This window comes from Mesobacillus maritimus (assembly GCF_023715205.1).
GTDB lineage: Bacteria > Bacillota > Bacilli > Bacillales > Cytobacillaceae > Mesobacillus_B > Mesobacillus_B maritimus_C.
Window position 1 is genome coordinate 62,169 of sequence record NZ_JAMBNR010000012.1, and the last position, 17,059, is coordinate 79,227.

Here is a 17,059-nt window from a genome sequence, read left to right on the forward strand (position 1 = left end):
TTTTGGTTCATAATGCAGGATCTCTTTTGAATTAATAGATTTTACTATTTCTCAATTGTTAATGTGTTATTGAAAATAGATTTGCGAAATGAAGTGTTATTCTTCTATTATTTTACCGCTAAGAATGAAAAGATTAAAAAGTATGCTTTTAAATAAATTGAATGAACTTATGTAAGAGATAGAACCATATAATCATACAAATGTTGATGAATGGTTATGGTTTTTTTATAGGTAAAACCAATGCGTTCATAAAGTTTCCGCGCCTTTGTATTGGATTTTTCAACATTTAAGGAAAGGGTGTGATAACCAAGCTCTTTTCCTGATTGAATGCTCGCGTTTAATAGCTCCGTTCCGTAGCCACGCCCTCCAAACTGTGGATTCACACTCAATGTATCAAGATAAAAATCCGATTCATCTGCTTCCTGATCTATGTTTGGCTTTACTCCATTTGTTTTTAAGAGATGCTGGCGAATCGGCTCATCTAGAGAGTAGGCATCTTTCCCGTGATAAGTTATCGCAATGCCAATGGGGAGACCATCTACTGTCTTCACCAAAGTGTTGCGGTAGCTTAAGCGGTTTTGATCTTCACAAAAGAACTGTCCTAACTGTGACAAGACTTTGTTCTTCTCCGTTTCCCCTGTTAAGCTAAGCGCAATATCATCAATGGCATCATAAATGAGACAACTAGCAAATTGCTTATCATCTTTTTTTGCAGGTCTAATCAAGCTTTTCTCCTCGTTTCTAAAATTAAAGAACTCCACTCCCTTAGTTTACCTGATTAGGTTCCTATTTTTCATCCACGACGCTCACGTTTCTCTAACATGTTATTGGACATGCCCTAAATTAAATTGTTGAAGAAATAATCTTTGCTTCTATATGTAAGTTAAGAAAATAGCCTTTGTGGCAAGGAACTGTTTAAGGAGGAGTTTTAGTTGTTTAAATTTAATTATATATGGAAGGATAGAAGGTTATTTTGATTGACTCAAAAGGTGGGGGAGCATTTATGGAAATTAAAAAGATTGCTGTCATTGGTTCTGGTGTGATGGGACATGGAATTGCCCAATCTTATGCACTTGCAGGAATACCAGTAAATTTGTATGACATAAAAGAAGAGTTTTTAAAACAAGCACTGGGTTTGGTGCAATCTAATCTAACTTTACTTGTGAAGGAGAACGTCATTACCGATGTTCAGAAACAAGACACACTAAAGCGAATTAGGACTTCAACAGACTTAGAACAGTCAGTCAAAGATGCAGACTTTGTCACTGAAGCGATACCAGAAATCATTGAGCTTAAGTGGGAGTTATATGCTAAGTTGGAAAGGTTTTGCAAGCGTGAGGCGATTATCGCTTCGAACACCTCTACGTTTCCAATTTCCAAGTTAATTGAAAAATCATCGACGGCTGAAAGGATGTTAATTACGCACTTTTTTAATCCGGCTCAGTTGGTTCCACTTGTTGAAATCGTTAAACATGAATACGTTACAGATGAAGTACTAGACACTACTAAAAGGCTATTAGTAAAGATTGGAAAAACTCCTATTGTTTTAAGGAAAGATGTGCCTGGTTTTATTGCCAACAGATTGCAGGCCGCGGTTGTTCGAGAGGCGTTTCATTTATTGGAAGCGGGAGTTGCTGATGCTGAAGACATTGACAAAGCAGTTTCAGCTGGTCCCGGTTTTCGCTGGGCTTTTTGTGGGCCGATTGAAACGGCGGATTTTGGGGGATTGGACACTTGGCAACGAGTCATCGATAATCTCGCACCAGAATTAGATCAACGGAAAACCGCACCCACCTTAATCACACAGAAGGTAGAACAAGGAAAGTTGGGAACGAAAACGGGAGAAGGAATTTATCAGTATGAGGAAGAAACTGTTGCTGATAGAATTCTACAGCGGGATACCAACTTTATCCGGTTAGCAAAAATCAGACAGTAACGATATTTTTAAGGGCTTGTAGAAGTGAGGATAACTTGTACGAGCCCTTTTTTGGGTGAAATTCAACTTGAATAGTATTGTTTGTACCAATTGATGAATTGGCCTAAACCGTCCTCAATTGATGTGCTAGGTGAAAATCCAACATCTTTTTGGAAATCTGCGATATCGGCATAAGTCTCTTTTACATCCCCAGGCTGCATTGGAAAAAACTCAATTTTTGCCTTTTTCCCAATGAGTTGCTCTAAAATCCGTATTAAGTCAATTAACTTTACAGGCTGGTGGTTTCCAATGTTATAGATTTTATATGGCGCAGTGCTTAGGTTAGGTTCTGGTTGTGCGGAGTCCCATGCATGGTTTGGCTTTGGCGGTGAATGAAGCAAGGCAATTATTCCTTTTACGACATCATCGATATAGGTGAAATCTCTGCTCATATCGCCATGGTTAAAGACCTTGATTTTTTTGCCTTCAAAAATATCTTTTGTAAAGGAAAAATAGGCCATATCAGGTCTACCCCAAGGTCCATAAACTGTGAAGAATCGTAAACCTGTCGTTGGGATTTGAAACAAATGGCTATAAGAATGTGCCATTAGTTCATTCGCTTTTTTGGTCGCAGCATACAGGCTAATTGGGTGATCAACCGAATCTTTTGTTGAAAAAGGGATTTTCGTATTCGCCCCATATACGGAGCTTGATGACGCATAAATCAAGTGTTGTACCGAGTATTGTCGGCAAGCTTCTAAAATATTTGAAAATCCAACTAAATTGGAATTAATATAGGACTCTGGGTTCTTGATGCTATAACGGACCCCAGCCTGCGCAGCTAGATTAATAACAATCTCAATCGAATGATTTTTAAAAATAGATTTTAAAGCTGTTTGATTGGCCAAATCAATCTTATAGAAATGAAAGTTCGCATCTTTATATAAAATGTTTAATCGATCATTCTTTAATTGAACATCATAGTAGGAATTTAAATGATCGATCCCAATAACTTGAAACCCTTGGGTTAATAGTTCTTTTGCAAGATGAAAACCAATAAACCCTCCTGCTCCGGTGACTAAAATGGTCATTTTCTACGAGCTCTCGCTGTATTTTTATTTTTCTTGGTATTTCGATTTTCAATTTCTGCTTTAAGTCTCGCTGCATAAGATCCTTCTTCAATCATTTCATTCAATAAAGGAATCGGTGTTTCGGTCCATTCAGCGTGAAGGTTTGGCTCAAGTTTTTTTACCTGCTCAAAGAACGATTCGAGAAATCCTCTCTCGTGAAGGTTTTGAATGAGCTCAATAGGATCAGGTTGTTCACGAGAATAAGAATAGACATGATCGACCATTTTAAAGCCGTCGTGGGTAATAAAAATATGCCGTAGCGGGGCATCTACTTGCTTAAAACCGACCTTTTTCATTGAGACTAAAATATCTAGTAAGCGCCGGGTGATATCCTCAGAAAGGTGGGACTGTTTCTTTAAAAATTGATTTAAGTTTGGACCTAATAAATATTCCATGACTATATAATTGGAGCCTGTTTCATACACTTTTGGAATAAAGGGCAATTTTTGATTGGACAAAAGAACGTCTTTTTCTTGTTGGCAGTGGTTTTGTTTGCCATAAATTTTTACACAGCGATTTTCGGCGATGCGATAGACGGCACCTTGATGTCCTTTGCCGATCAGCGGTGTAGAAATCGAACTTTCTACTTTCACACCTTTTCCAGAATCCCCAGAGCTAACGGGGATGTTTCGATAATCAATTGTATTTTGGTTAAAATAATCATCCCAAGCTTGAAATGTTTCCGGCTCTAACTGTTTGACTTGTGATAAAAAAGAGTCTTTTAGGAGAATGATCTTTAAATCCCTTAACAATTTTAATGGCACAGGATGCATTCGTTTAAAAGCGTTAACATGGTCGACAACCTTTAATTCTTCATTCTCAAGAACAAAAATATGACGTAGTGGGGCATCAATCATAGTAAAGTTCGCTTCTGTCATTTCACGTAACATTGTAAGCAGTTTTTTTGTAATGGATTCGGGAATATAGGTGCAATTCCTAAGATATTCTTTTAATGTTGGAGCGTTAAAGTATTCCATCACCACATAATTAGGTCCTGATTCATACAAGATAGGAAAAAAACTTAGGTGTTGGCCAGATTCAAGAGCTTCTGCCTCCATCTTGGCTTGAACAGGATCCGTATAGATTTTGACACATTTTTCATCTGAAAGTTTAAAAACGGCTCCTTGAGACCCCATCCCAATTAAGGGGAAGGAAGTCGGGTTGTCGATGACGAGCGTTTTATTGCCTTTGGTGACAGTAATATTTTTAAAATTTTCCATGACGTTTCCCTCCTAACAATTCGTTATAATAGCTTGCTTGGAGAAGAAGCTGTTTTTTCGCATCAAATAATTGCTCAACTTTTTTTCGAGCGTTTTTAGTAAACGCCTCCCAAAGAGTGGTGTGACTTAGCATAAATTCAAGTCCTAAGGCAAGTTCGTCTACATTATTTTCTGCTACTAAGAATCCATTCTTCTGATGTGTGATTAATTCAGGGATTCCGGCATGATTGGTCGAGATAACTGGAACTCCTAAGGCCATTGCTTCTTTAAGGGTATTTGGTATTCCTTCGACATCGCCATTACTTGCTTCCAAACTAGCAGCACAAAATAAGTCTGCATTCCGCATCTGTTCTCGTACTTGTTCTTTCGGAAGATGTTGCAATAAACGGAAAGAGTCGCCTAAATTTAATTGAGTTGCTAGCGAAGAGAGCTCATCATGAAGCTCACCTCTGCCAATAATCGTCAAAGTAGCATGAGGATATTTTGATTGAAGCTTTTTGAATGCCTTCATTAAGACGTGATGCCCTTTCTTTTCTACTAATCTACCGACCGAAAGAATATTTTGAGTCCCGTTTAGGTTGGGTGGAGTGTACGTATATTGAGTTAGGTCCACACCCCCATAGAGTACTTTTATTTTTTCAGGTGGGCAGCCCCATGATATCATCCTGTCGGCTAAATGCTGACAAACAGGGTAAAATTCTTCGCCATTGGCAAATAACATTTTCATATTGTCTAAATATCCAACCGGTTGATTGGCTAAGGTCGCATCTCTGCCGCGAATGCTGGTCACCAAAGGAAGGTTTGTTTTTTCTTTGAATGGGAGCAAAAGTACGCCTAATTGACCGTGGTGGGCATGCAAAAGCGAGATTTTGTTTTTATTGACGAATTCTTTTGGGGAGAATATTTCATCAAGATAATGAACCTTTTCATTTAGCAAGGAAAGGTCGGTCATATATTTCGGTTGGCGGACAAGGTGGATATAATCGTAACCGGGGACTTGGCGAATTTGTGGAATATATTGGGTGGGATCAACTCGTAAATTTAAGTGCATGACTTTCGACAAAATAAACTTCTCCTTTCATAGAAAATATAGGATATTTTAGACTATGCAGTCAAAGGACAAGGAGAAATGGACGATGTGGAAATTAAATGCAATTTAGGTGAAAGGCTAAGGTTAAACACAAAATTAGTTTTTAGAAAATAGGAAATTTTCAATAATATTTGATATAATAATATTGGCTGAGAAGGACAAAGCACCAAACTACTGGGGGAGTGAAGGATTTGAAAATTACCGATTTAACAGCAACGGGACTAAAGAAGCTCATTCAACGAAAAGAGTTGTCACCAGTGGAAGTTGTTCGTACTTACTTAAAACGAATTGAAACACATAACAGTCAATGGAATGCATATGTCACCGTTAATGAGCATGCGGTTGAAGAAGCGAAAAAAGCCGAAGACAAGCTGATGAAAGGAGAAGAAATTGGAATTCTACACGGTGTTCCTGTAGCAATTAAAGATTTAACTCCGACGAAGGGAATAAAAACAACCTTTGGTTCTCCGCTCTTTAAGGATCATATTCCCGATGAAGACCCCATCTTTTTGAAACGAATTAAAGCAGCTGGCGGGATTGTGTTAGGGAAAACGAATACACCTGAATTTGGACATAAAGGCGTGACAGATAACCCTTTGTTTGGGGTGACGAAAAATCCGTGGAATGAAAAGCTAACTCCTGGTGGTTCTAGTGGTGGTTCGGCGGCAGCGGTGGCAGCGAAACTAGCACCAATTGCTGAAGGAAGTGATGGCGGAGGTTCGATTCGGATTCCTGCTGCACTAACGGGGATTTTTGGATTTAAACCAACTTTTGGTGTTATTCCACATGAGGGGGAGGAAAATTTATTTGGGTCGGAACATCCATATTTACATAATGGACCAATGGCTAGAAGTGTTGAAGATGCAGCCTTGTTATTTTCTGTGATGCAAGGATATGATGCGAATGTACCGAATGCCGTTCCTGATTTAGGTAAAAATTTTACTGATTTGAATCTTGATTTGAAAGGCTTAAAAGTGGGATATACTCGCAATTTTGGGTTATATGAGGTATCTCACGATGTGGCTCAAATTGTAGACAAAGCGGTTGAACATTTTACCGAGCTCGGTTGCCAGGTGGAAGAGGTTGACGTCGATTTCCAAATGAGTTTAAAAGAACTAACAAGAGCATTTTCAGGAATGTGGTGTGTCAGCTATGCTGCAAACTATGGAAAGTTCTATGACCAAGAGCCAAGTAGCTTTTCAGAAGGAATGGCGAAAATGATTCACATTGGCCGAAAATACAGTGCAGTAGATTACAAGGCGATAGAAAGGAAACGAACGCAAATTTGGCGAGAAATTCAAAATCTACTAAACAACTATGACTTAGTCCTTTCCCCGGTGTTAGCGACAACTGCTTTTGAACATCATCTTGCTGGTCCATCTATCATTAATGGCAAAGAGGTTCAACCAGCTACAGATTGGATGATGACCCAAATTTATAATTTTACAGGACATCCTGCAGCTTCCTTGCCAGTGGGCTTAGCCAGCAATGGACTACCGGTGGGCTTACAGGTAGCTGCCAATCGATATCAAGACCAACTTGTTCTCCAAGCATGCCATGCCTATGAAAAAGCGTTTCAAACCTATCAAGACCCACTAGCCTTATTGAATAAGTAGGAACAGACCAGAGTGTGCTAATGTGCATTCTGGTCTTGTATTATCAACAAAATTAGGTATCCTCGTGTTCGTTAGTTTTAGAAGTTTGATTTGATAGGGTTTTTGCGAAAATCCTAAAAATGTCTGCGAGAATAGTTGCTGTAATGACAACGCATTTTATTATAACCAATGCAAGGTTTGATCAAGAGTTTTAAGAATTGAAAGGTGTTAGTTAACCATGAATAAAAAAGTCATTGATTTACGAAGCGATACGGTGACATTGCCGAAACCAGAAATGATGGAATTTATCGCTCAAGCGAGGCTTGGTGATGATCTTCTTGGGGAAGACCCGACGGTGAGGGAGTTGGAAAGAAAGGCGGCCAATCTGTTGGGAATGGAAGAAGGTTTACTCGTTTTGTCTGGTACAATGGCAAATCAAGTCGCGCTCATGACCTATTGCGATAGAGGACAAGAAATTCTCTTAGGAAAAGACTCACACCTCTTCAATCTTGAAGGAGCGGCGATGGCGGCAGTTGCTCAAGTCCAGCCACGACCAATTGAAGTCCACCAAGGTTATTATGATCCGGAACTCATGGAGGAACAAATCCATACAGGAGATATTCAAAAAGCGGAAACAAGCTTAATTTGCCTCGAGAATACATATAACTTGAATAAAGGGCAAGTAGTTTCTGTTGAGAACATGAAGGAAATTAAACAGCTTGCGGAGCAGTATCATTTGCCTGTTTATATGGATGGTGCACGTATTTTCAATGCACTCATTGAGTTAGACATGAGGCCAGCCGATCTTGGCCAGTATGTTGATGGGGTCCAGTTTTGTTTAACAAAAGGATTAGGATGTCCCCTTGGGTCCGTTTTAGTAGGAAATAAAGAGTTTATTACGAAAGCTCGATTGAACCGTCAGCGACTCGGTGGGGGGATGAGGCAAGCTGGAGTCATTGCGGCACCAGGCATATATGCGCTTGATCATATGATTGATCGCCTGAGTGTGGATCACCAACGAGCGAAGAGACTAGCAAAAGGGATTGCAGATATTGAGGGGCTAGTGATTAATTTACAAGAAGTTCATACTAATATTATTTCCCCTGTCATTAATGTAGAGCATTTAAACACAGATGGTTTGCTTGCTGATTTGGCTAAGAAAGGAGTGAAAGTCAAAAAAATTGGAAAGCGTGAGTTTCGTATGATTGTTCATTACCAAATTACCGATGAGGACATTGATTATGTATTATATGCTTTAAGGCAATGTTTCCCGGGTTCTTATTCATTTTCTTAATGGAACGATAGCTTTTATGTTACTATTATAATAATAGAGAAAAGTGGTCAACTGTTTATGTAAAGGGGGGGTATCATGAATTTTGCCATCATCTTGGTTATTATCATTGTGGTGTTGGCCCTCATTTTCACGGTACTATTAGCAGGAAAAGGCGATGAAACATACAGACAAGATACAAAACGAAACGCCACGAATTTAACCGCTATTTATACGATTGTGATTTTATTATCATTAATCGCGGTTGCAATCTATATTCGTTGGTATGTTTAGTGTGGGAATTTGCCGCTTTTCATACAGACACAGGAGCTGATTATAGACTAATACTCGAATTCTGATATTTGGGACATTTGTAATCATGTATTTTAAAACAGACTCCTATAAGAAGATGAAGAAGAGCTACTAAAAAGTTAACAGGGATTCCGTTTTCTAACATAAAAAAATACTAATCAAAATGAGTGCCAATTTGTATAGGAATTGACACTCATTTTTTATTGGTGAAAGCCATTTGGCTGTAAATATGAATAGAGAAATGCACCCAACATTGTAAGAGGACGATGGCTGTTATACCCCAATCTGATGTGCAATTTAACTAAACGGAGATTTTCCGGTTAGACTGCTGTATGGTGCTAGGTTCAGTGGATATTTTCCGATTAAGCAAAGCAAAATTACCCATCTTTACGCTTTTTTCAACAAATAGCCGAAATTTTTCCGTCTATTTATGCTATTCTCAGTGCTATTCTCTTATTAAGAGAAACTTCTCCGATTATTTTCAACCATGCTGGTTTCCTCATCTGGTTAGGTAGGAGCAGAATATTAAGGGGCGTTTATTCAACAGGCAACCAAAAGTGGATATATAAAAATGGCTCAGGATAGTGAACTGAGTCTTTTTTTATTACAAAATCAAATACAAAAGGCAGTACAATTAGGAACATGCCTTTTACCTTTCGCAAAAATATTAAGTCAATATGATTTCCCTATCTTTTCAGAATATGGATATGAATGACAATTTTATTTTCGGTTACGATACTAAGTAAATTACCAAAAAGAGATCCGAAAGTTAGGAGAATTGTACATGCCGCTTAAAGGTAAAAAGCAAGTTAATGTTGATGAGGCGATTGTAGGGATCCTTGAGGAATTAAAGCTGACAGGAGATGTCGTTCATAAACCATTACGAATGGATGATAAGGAAATAGAGCTTCTGTATATTAAGACAGTTGTCGATGGAGATCAACTTCATCAACTTATCATTAAACCGTTTTTTGAACTAGGTCATTTACACCATGTGGCATCTTATTTAAACTCCTTGCCGAACCAACAAGAGGTTCAATCACAGGAACAAATTCTTTTAGATTTAACTAAGGGCAGTGTACTTGTAAAATTAAATAAGGATCTTTTGTTATTTGATGTAAAAAAGGTTAATACGAACACAGTTAGAGAAACCTCTGTAGAGCCAACGATTCTAGGACCACAGTATGCATTAAGTGAGGATCTTGCAACGAATATTAATTTGATTCGGCAAAGGTATCATAAACCATCATTAACAGTCGAAATGCATGAAGTTGGTAGTAAAACGAACCAATCATTAGCGGTTATCTATGACCAAAATGTAGTTAAAGAGGGTGTGCTCAAAGAGGTTAACTCGAGGATCAGTGAATTGGATCAAGACATTGTTCAAAGTACTACACAATTACAACGGTTTATGAATAATCGCACCCGTAGTTTACTTCCAACAATGATGGCAACTGAACGAACGGATCGGATTGTTTATAATCTAGCGGGTGGAAAAGTGATTCTATTAGTGGATGGTTCGCCCTCAACAGTCATTGCTCCAGCAGTTTTCTTTGATTTCATGACTTCGATGGAAGACAATTATGGGTTGTACTGGGTGACGAAGTTCTCTAAATTTTTACGATATCTTGGATTGTTTGCTTGTCTCATTCTACCAGGCCTTTATGTTGCAGCAACTTCTTTCAACCCAGAGGTTTTCCGTGTTGAATTAGCGCTATCGATAGCCGGTAGCAGAATCGGGGTTCCATATCCGTCGTTCGTTGAGGTTTTGTTTATGTTAATCATTATGGAGCTCTTAACGGAAGCCAGTATTCGTCTTCCTAAAGCAGTAACAGGTACAGCTACTACAGTAGGAGGGCTGATTCTTGGTACGGCAGCAACAGAAGCTGCGCTTGCTTCAAACATTATGATCATTATTGTCGCGGCTGTTGCGATCTCAACTTTTGTTATCCCAATTAATGAAATGAGTTATGCGATTAGAGTCATCAGGTACATTTTGTTGTTGTTCGCTAGTATTGCAGGTTTAGCAGGATTAGCTTTGGCCTTAATTGGCATTTTGATGTACATGACGAACAAGGATAGCTTTGGGGAACCGTACTTTAAGATTTATTTTAATCAAAAGCGTGCAGAAACTGGTGATAATCCTTCATGAGTCGCTACTTTTATTACCTCGTATTTGTCAACATGATTGCAAATGTTGTGGCATCTGTTCCAAAGATTTTGTTACTCGAAAAAACTGAAGGTGCCATTTTATCGATGGTTTTAGCACTGCCATTGGGTTTGGTTTTATGCTATATCGTTGCAAAGTTTTTCAATAGGTTTCCTGGTAAAGGTTTACCAGAGATTATGAAAAAATATTTGCCACGATGGTTTACCTTTCCTATCATCATTTTAATTGCATTTGGGTGGTTTATGGCGGGGATGATTACGTTGATTACGTATTCCTTTTTATTAAAGCGATTTTTAACCCCCGATATGCCATTGGTTTGGATTACAGCCATATTTCTATTGTTCATTTCATATGGAATTCTGATGAAAACGAGCAGTGTTTTATATACAGTTGAATTTGTATTAGTCTGTTGCCTACCGGTTATTTTCATCATAATAATTAAAGCCTACACAACCGCAGAGATGGAATGGGATTTTGTCAAGGAATCCATGATGTATGTTTACCGATTACCTACTTTCTCTGCTCTTGCGGCTTCCACGTATTTACTATTAGGTGGCTTTAATCTGATTATCTTTAATCGCTTTTTTACTAAAAGGAAGCAGAAAATAACGTTGCTCCAAATTCTTTTTCTTGGAATTGTTGCATTTGGCTCATTATTTACAACCTATTTTGTGCCGATTGGCTTGAATGGTTTCGAAGGTGTTGAAACTATTTCATATCCTTGGATTACAACGAGTGATGCGCTGAGGTTGGAGCTAGGGATTATCGAACGAGTTTTGTTTGTGTTTCTAATCTTATATTTAGCTGTCTCGTTTCTGAGTTTGCTGATCCATTGGCATGTGTCATTGGAACTGTTTCGAAGTGTGATTCAAATAAAGCGGTTGAAGTGGAAGGAAAAAAATTTGGTGCCTTATATCATTATCGGTGTATTTTGGATCATAAGTCTACAATTAACAAAGTATTTGACGGAGCATCAATTGACCATCTATACGAGTTATTTCTTTGATGGGCTGCTTATCTCATTCATTGCAATGGTTGGCCTTTTTTGGTTCATTCTAAGGAGGGCGAAAGCTTGAAAAAACGTCTCAAGGGAACGTGGAGAGCATTTGTTATTCTATTCATAGTCGGAACCCTGCTAATTCAGTCAGGATGTGGGTTTAAGGATATTGATAAACGAATTTTTGTATTGTCTATTGGAGTAGACCACACTGACAATGAAGAAAAACCATATCGCGTTATTTTAAAACTTTCCGTACCTTCAGGTTCGTTAAAAGAATCTGGAGCAGAGTACACCTATCTAATAAAAGAAAGTGAATCCATAAGTACAGCGATCCGCTTATTAAAAACAGAGACGGACAAAGAACTTGACTTTGGTCATGCGAAGGTCATCCTTTTTGGGGAAGAAATACTTCATCATGATTATAGGGAAATCATGGATTTCTTCTTAAGGAGAAGGGATATTCAAACAGTTTCATGGGTAGGAGTTGGGAAACCTTCAGCTGAAGATGTATTAACTGCTGAGCCTAATTCAGAAATGGCCGGTTCCCACGCGTTATTTAATTATTTTGACCAAAATGGTGTAGAGAGTCAGTTAATTGTCACTACTTACCTTTTTGACTTTAGGAGGCGGGTGTTGGAAAAAGGCATTGATCCCATCTTACCGATCCTTATTGCAAAAGAAAACAATAAACGTATTGACCTTAACAAATCAATAGTAGTGAATGATAAAAATGAAGTACTTACATTGAATGAAAAACAAACAGCTATTTACAATTTATTAACGAATAATATAGAAAGGTTGGATATTCGCGTACATAATGAGGATGTAAATTTTACGGTTGCTATCGACACAGCAAATGTCGGCTATCAACTTATTACCGAACAAAAGAAAAAGCCAATTATTGAAATGGATGTTGAAATGATTGGCATTATTCAGGAGGCTGATATGATAACCAATCCTGAAAAACTTAGAGCATACAGTAACGCAACCAGTAAAACAGTTAAGAAGGATGTTTTAGAAACATTAACACAATTTCAGAAAAATGAAATGGATCCGATAGGGTTTGGAGTTCGATACAAAGCAACAAGACTCCCAAACAACAAACGAAACCAAGAATGGCAAAGTCTCTATCCAGAAGTAGAATTCAAAATCAACGTTAATGCCACTCTTAAGAGTACCGGGGTAATTGAATAAGGTTGTGTTCGTAAAGATTGTTGTTAAAATCCTAAAGTCGATTTTAACGAAATAGTAAATATTTTTTATGTTTAGAATTAGTTGGCAAGCTCTTTTCCCATAGAATGTATCTATTTTTAAATAACCTAGCTTTTTCAGACGTTCTTTTGTAAAAAAAAGCAACAAGGTTTGAGAAGAGCCTTGAATAAAGCCACATGGATACCCCGAATTTTCTTGTTTCACAGATAAGTTGTTCCACGCATATGTTTTGTCTTCTATGTAGATTTATGGGTAGAATGGTGGAAACAGGAAACAGCTATAGGAGGTTTATCCATATGCAATCATTAAATGGGAAGAAGGCTTTGATTACGGGAGGTAGTCGGGGAATCGGTCGAGCAACGGCGATTGCACTTGCGAAAGAAGGCGTCGAACTTGGCTTGATTGCTCGTTCAGAAGAAAGTTTTGAAGAAGTTCGTAGTGAGTTAACGAAACTGGGGGCGACTTTTTATACGGCAGCGGCCGATGTCGCCATAGAAGCTGAGATTCAAAAAGCCGTGGCAGAACTAGAAACCAAGCTTGGTGGCATTGATATTTTGATTAACAACGCTGGCGTTGGTGTTAAAGGTAACTTTTTAGAGCTAACCACGGAGCAGTGGACAAACGTTCTGAACACAAATGTATTGGGAATGGTTTATGTTACGAAAGCCGCACTGCCAGGGATGATGAAGAAGAATAAAGGCGATATTGTTAACATCTCGTCTATGTCTGGATTAAAAGGGACCGAAGGCTCAAGTGCATACAGTGCTTCTAAGTTTGCTGTTATTGGGTTAAGTGAGTCATTGATGCAGGAAGTTCGCCGTCATAATATCCGGGTGAGTGTCTTAACGCCTAGTCTTGTAGATACCGATTTTACACGCAATCGCGTCTCTGAACCACGTGATCCGAATAAATTCATGCAAGCAGAGGATATTGCTGAATATATCGTCAGTCAGCTGAAATTAGAACAACGGATCTTTATAAAGACTTCAGCACAGTGGGCAACAAATCCGTTTTAAAAATTATGAACAAAAATAAGCGTCAAAGCCAATAAAAACAACTGCTATACTTTCCAATAGCGGTTGTTTTTTTGTTGTGAGAAGATTCCTCAACCCGAGATAGTCATCAAGGAGGTAGTTTACTTCGACATTCTGTTGATTAGGCTGGAATAGAATTGAAGGCTAAGAGGAAACTATGGGGGGGATACTTTGTCTAAAGACAAAAGAACGTAAATATCCTAGCAAACGCGAATAAACCACTATTCTAGAAGTGAGTTATTTTTACTAGCTAATACCTCGATTAGGTTCTCTACGCTTTAAAGGAGGCAAGTCCTTTATTGATTAGATGATTGATCATTTCTGCCATTTGTTTAGGAGATTTGTTCATTCCGTTTTTTAACCAGCTTTCGAGTACATGAATGCTTCCGCTGACGGCGAACCAACTAGCGTACTCCGTCATTTCTTCATCGATCATCATATTTTGATTCATACTGGTTTTCATTGTGTAATCATGGGCAATCATCATCAGGCGGTTGCGGAAACTCGGATCGCCATTTTCACTTAGGAGAATTCTGCAACTATCGCTATTAGCAGCGATATACTCGACAATCTTCTCAATCATTACTAAGGCGTCTTCGTTTTGGGTAACATTATAGCTCATTAGCGTGTCGTTCATATCATGAATGATTTCCTCTTCTATTTTTGAGAGCAGGTCATATTGATCAGAATAGTGAGAGTAAAATGTCGAGCGATTGACATCAGCTAGCGCACATAATTCTTTTACAGTTATAGTGTTAATTGGTTTTTCATTTAACAATTTCATTAAACTTTCTTTTAAAACCATGCGGGTATATTTTACACGTCGGTCGACCTTTGAATTTACCAAAAAACACACCTCTGTTTTCATTTAATCAACATTATTAAGATATTTGTAGTGTAATGGACAAAAGATAACAAACTGTTTGTTGATAAAACAACATCGTGTCCATTATAATTGTACAGGGAATTGGATGCAAGAAGGAGTTGGTTTCAATCGACATAGCAGCACGGATCATTAAACATAAAAAAGCAGTGGTGATTGCTTTTCTTACAGTAGCCATTGTCAGTGCTATTGTTCAATTCTTTGTTTCAGTAAACTACAATATGGTAGATTACTTACCTGAGGATGCACAATCTACGGTTGCAATGGACATCATGGGTGAGGAATTTAAAGGCGCCGTTCCAAATTCCCGGGTCATGATTGAAGATATCTCGATACAAGAAGCACTTATTTTTAAAGAAAAACTTGCGGCGATCGATGGTGTTTCGGATGTGACATGGCTAGATGATGCAATGGACATAAAAACGCCGCTTGAAGTAGCCGACCAAGATACAGTCGAATCCTATTATAAGGATAACAAAGCGTCGTTCTCTTTCAGTATTCGCGAAGGAGACGAGGTTGCGATTACAGATGATATTTACGAACTGATTGGCGAGGAAAACGCGTTGTCTGGTGAAGCACTAAACACTGCCAACTCGCAAAAAATGGCAGGGACAGAATCGATGTATGCCGCAGCGTTATTAGTGCCGATTATCATTCTAATCTTAGTCATTTCGACCAATTCCTGGATGGAGCCGGTGTTTTTCCTTACCGCTATCGGTGTATCTGTACTGATTAACTTAGGGACAAATATCTTTGTTGGTGAGATTTCCTTTGTCACGCAGTCTGTTGCTCCAATTTTACAACTTGCAGTTTCATTGGATTATGCGATCTTCCTCCTTCATAGTTTTTCAGATTATCGAAAGGTAACGAACAATCCTGAGGAAGCCATGAGCTTGGCAATTAAAAAATCATTTCCAGCGATTGCAGCAAGTGCTGCGACAACATTCTTTGGATTTATTGCCCTCTCGTTTATGAAATTTGAGATTGGTTCAGATTTAGGCTTAAACCTTGTCAAAGGGATTGTGCTAAGTTTTATCAGCGTCATTGTCTTTTTACCAGCACTTACGCTCATGTTCTACAAGTGGATTGATAAAACACAACATAAACAATTAATCCCAGATTTTAAGAACATTGGGAGTAAGGTTGTAAAAATAAGAATTCCTAGTTTATTGATTGTCCTCGTCCTGATCATTCCAGCCTATTTGGGACAAGGTCAAACCAACTTTACTTATGGAGTTGGGGAAATACCAGAAACGACACGTGCAGGTACGGATTTAATTAAAATTGAAGAAACGTTTGGAAAATATACCCCTATGGTCGTTTTAGTTCCGAAAGGGGATGTAGCAAAAGAACAAAAACTGGTACAAGAGTTAGAAAATCTTGACCATGTGACTAGTGTGCTTGCTTATGTAAATACTGTAAGTCCAGTCATTCCTCCAGAATATCTAGATGAATCCGTGGTCGATCAGTTTTATTCTGAACATTACAGTCGGATTATTATTAATAGCAATCTTGGTACCGAGGGAGACGAGGCCTTTGCGTTAGTAGAAAAGGTGCAAAATAAGGCGTCTGCTTATTATGAAGAAGATACTTATACACTTGGGGAAAGCGTCACACTATATGATATTAAAACAACGGTTGAAAAAGATAATGTGATGGTCAACCTCTTAACGGTTATCACAATTGCAATTGTTCTTTTAGTCAGCTTTAAATCAATTTCGATACCTGTTGTGCTTTTATTAACCATTCAGTCGTCTGTTTGGATTAATTTATCTGTTCCGTATTTTACAAATTCATCGCTCGTATATGTGGGGTATTTAATCATTAGTACTGTCCAGCTTGCGGCGACGGTCGATTATGCAATCCTGTTTTCTGAAGCATATAAAGAGAACCGAAGAGAGATGTCAGCTTTAGAGGCGATAAAGAAAACAGTAGATGAAAAACTATTTTCTATTGCTGTTTCAGCTTCAATTTTATCAAGTGTTGGTTTTATTCTATGGATCACCTCATCAAATCCAATTGTTTCATCAATTGGTTTGCTACTTGGAAGAGGAGCACTCCTAGCCTTTATCATGGTTGTTTGTTTCCTTCCTGCGGTTTTATTAGTGTTTGATAAAGTGGTAGAGAAGACAACTTGGAAGGCCGGCTTTTTCCATGATCGTAAAGAGACCAAAGCTAGTAAGGAATAAAGCCATGATATTGGTCAGCTGGTTTCCAAATAAAGGGAG

The 17,059-nt window shown here is 38.3% G+C and carries 14 protein-coding genes; 9 read left to right on the forward strand and 5 right to left on the reverse strand.

Going from position 1 to position 17,059, the window contains the following annotated elements:
• Window positions 1–167: 167 nt before the first annotated feature.
• Window positions 168–725 carry a GNAT family N-acetyltransferase gene (locus M3182_RS17275; protein WP_251559214.1) on the reverse strand — a complete coding sequence of 186 codons (558 nt, stop codon included), beginning with the start codon at window positions 723–725 and terminating at the stop codon, window positions 168–170.
• Window positions 726–1,003: 278 nt separating this feature from the next.
• Between M3182_RS17275 and M3182_RS17280 the strand changes: the two genes are divergently transcribed.
• Window positions 1,004–1,936 carry a 3-hydroxyacyl-CoA dehydrogenase family protein gene (locus M3182_RS17280; RefSeq protein WP_251559216.1) on the forward strand — a complete coding sequence of 311 codons (933 nt, stop codon included), beginning with the start codon at window positions 1,004–1,006 and terminating at the stop codon, window positions 1,934–1,936.
• A gap of 62 nt (window positions 1,937–1,998) precedes the next feature.
• On the opposite strand, the gene M3182_RS17285 is transcribed toward M3182_RS17280, so the two are convergent.
• Genes M3182_RS17285 through M3182_RS17295 form a run of 3 tightly spaced genes read right to left on the reverse strand, consistent with a single transcriptional unit; the run spans window position 1,999 to window position 5,328 of the window.
• Window positions 1,999–3,006, reverse strand: coding sequence for an NAD-dependent epimerase (locus tag M3182_RS17285; RefSeq protein ID WP_251434761.1), 1,008 nt, complete (start codon window positions 3,004–3,006; stop codon window positions 1,999–2,001).
• The gene (locus M3182_RS17290) at window positions 3,003–4,265 is read right to left on the reverse strand and encodes a hypothetical protein (RefSeq protein WP_251559218.1); all 1,263 of its coding nucleotides are present in this window, start codon (window positions 4,263–4,265) and stop codon (window positions 3,003–3,005) included. Before M3182_RS17290 ends, M3182_RS17285 begins: the two co-directional genes overlap by 4 nt.
• Complete coding sequence (locus M3182_RS17295) at window positions 4,252–5,328, reverse strand: glycosyltransferase (protein WP_251434766.1); 1,077 nt, start codon at window positions 5,326–5,328, stop codon at window positions 4,252–4,254. Before M3182_RS17295 ends, M3182_RS17290 begins: the two co-directional genes overlap by 14 nt.
• 218 nt (window positions 5,329–5,546) lie before the next feature.
• Between M3182_RS17295 and M3182_RS17300 the strand changes: the two genes are divergently transcribed.
• From M3182_RS17300 to M3182_RS17330, 7 genes are all read left to right on the forward strand, one after another.
• Window positions 5,547–6,971 carry an amidase gene (locus tag M3182_RS17300; RefSeq protein WP_251434770.1) on the forward strand — a complete coding sequence of 475 codons (1,425 nt, stop codon included), beginning with the start codon at window positions 5,547–5,549 and terminating at the stop codon, window positions 6,969–6,971.
• 217 nt (window positions 6,972–7,188) lie between these two features.
• Window positions 7,189–8,244: a threonine aldolase family protein gene (locus M3182_RS17305; protein WP_251559220.1), complete on the forward strand. Its 1,056-nt coding sequence runs from the start codon at window positions 7,189–7,191 to the stop codon at window positions 8,242–8,244.
• A gap of 75 nt (window positions 8,245–8,319) precedes the next feature.
• Window positions 8,320–8,514 carry a hypothetical protein gene (locus M3182_RS17310; protein ID WP_251434777.1) on the forward strand — a complete coding sequence of 65 codons (195 nt, stop codon included), beginning with the start codon at window positions 8,320–8,322 and terminating at the stop codon, window positions 8,512–8,514.
• Between the two features lie 802 nt (window positions 8,515–9,316).
• Window positions 9,317–10,684, forward strand: coding sequence for a spore germination protein (locus M3182_RS17315; protein ID WP_251434779.1), 1,368 nt, complete (start codon window positions 9,317–9,319; stop codon window positions 10,682–10,684).
• Window positions 10,681–11,778, forward strand: coding sequence for a GerAB/ArcD/ProY family transporter (locus M3182_RS17320; protein ID WP_251559222.1), 1,098 nt, complete (start codon window positions 10,681–10,683; stop codon window positions 11,776–11,778). The genes M3182_RS17315 and M3182_RS17320 overlap by 4 nt, the downstream gene beginning before the upstream one ends.
• Complete coding sequence (locus tag M3182_RS17325) at window positions 11,775–12,896, forward strand: Ger(x)C family spore germination protein (protein ID WP_251559224.1); 1,122 nt, start codon at window positions 11,775–11,777, stop codon at window positions 12,894–12,896. The genes M3182_RS17320 and M3182_RS17325 overlap by 4 nt, the downstream gene beginning before the upstream one ends.
• 314 nt (window positions 12,897–13,210) lie before the next feature.
• Window positions 13,211–13,930 (forward strand): 3-ketoacyl-ACP reductase, encoded by a 720-nt coding sequence (locus M3182_RS17330; RefSeq protein ID WP_251559225.1) that lies wholly within the window; start codon window positions 13,211–13,213, stop codon window positions 13,928–13,930.
• A 289-nt stretch (window positions 13,931–14,219) separates the two neighbouring features.
• On the opposite strand, the gene M3182_RS17335 is transcribed toward M3182_RS17330, so the two are convergent.
• A complete protein-coding gene (locus M3182_RS17335; protein WP_251559227.1) occupies window positions 14,220–14,795 on the reverse strand; it encodes a TetR/AcrR family transcriptional regulator in 576 nt (191 codons plus the stop codon).
• Window positions 14,796–15,052: 257 nt separating this feature from the next.
• Here M3182_RS17335 and M3182_RS17340 point away from each other — a divergent pair, with 257 nt between their 5' ends.
• The gene (locus M3182_RS17340; RefSeq protein WP_251559305.1) at window positions 15,053–17,020 is read left to right on the forward strand and encodes an efflux RND transporter permease subunit; all 1,968 of its coding nucleotides are present in this window, start codon (window positions 15,053–15,055) and stop codon (window positions 17,018–17,020) included.
• Window positions 17,021–17,059 lie beyond the last annotated feature (39 nt).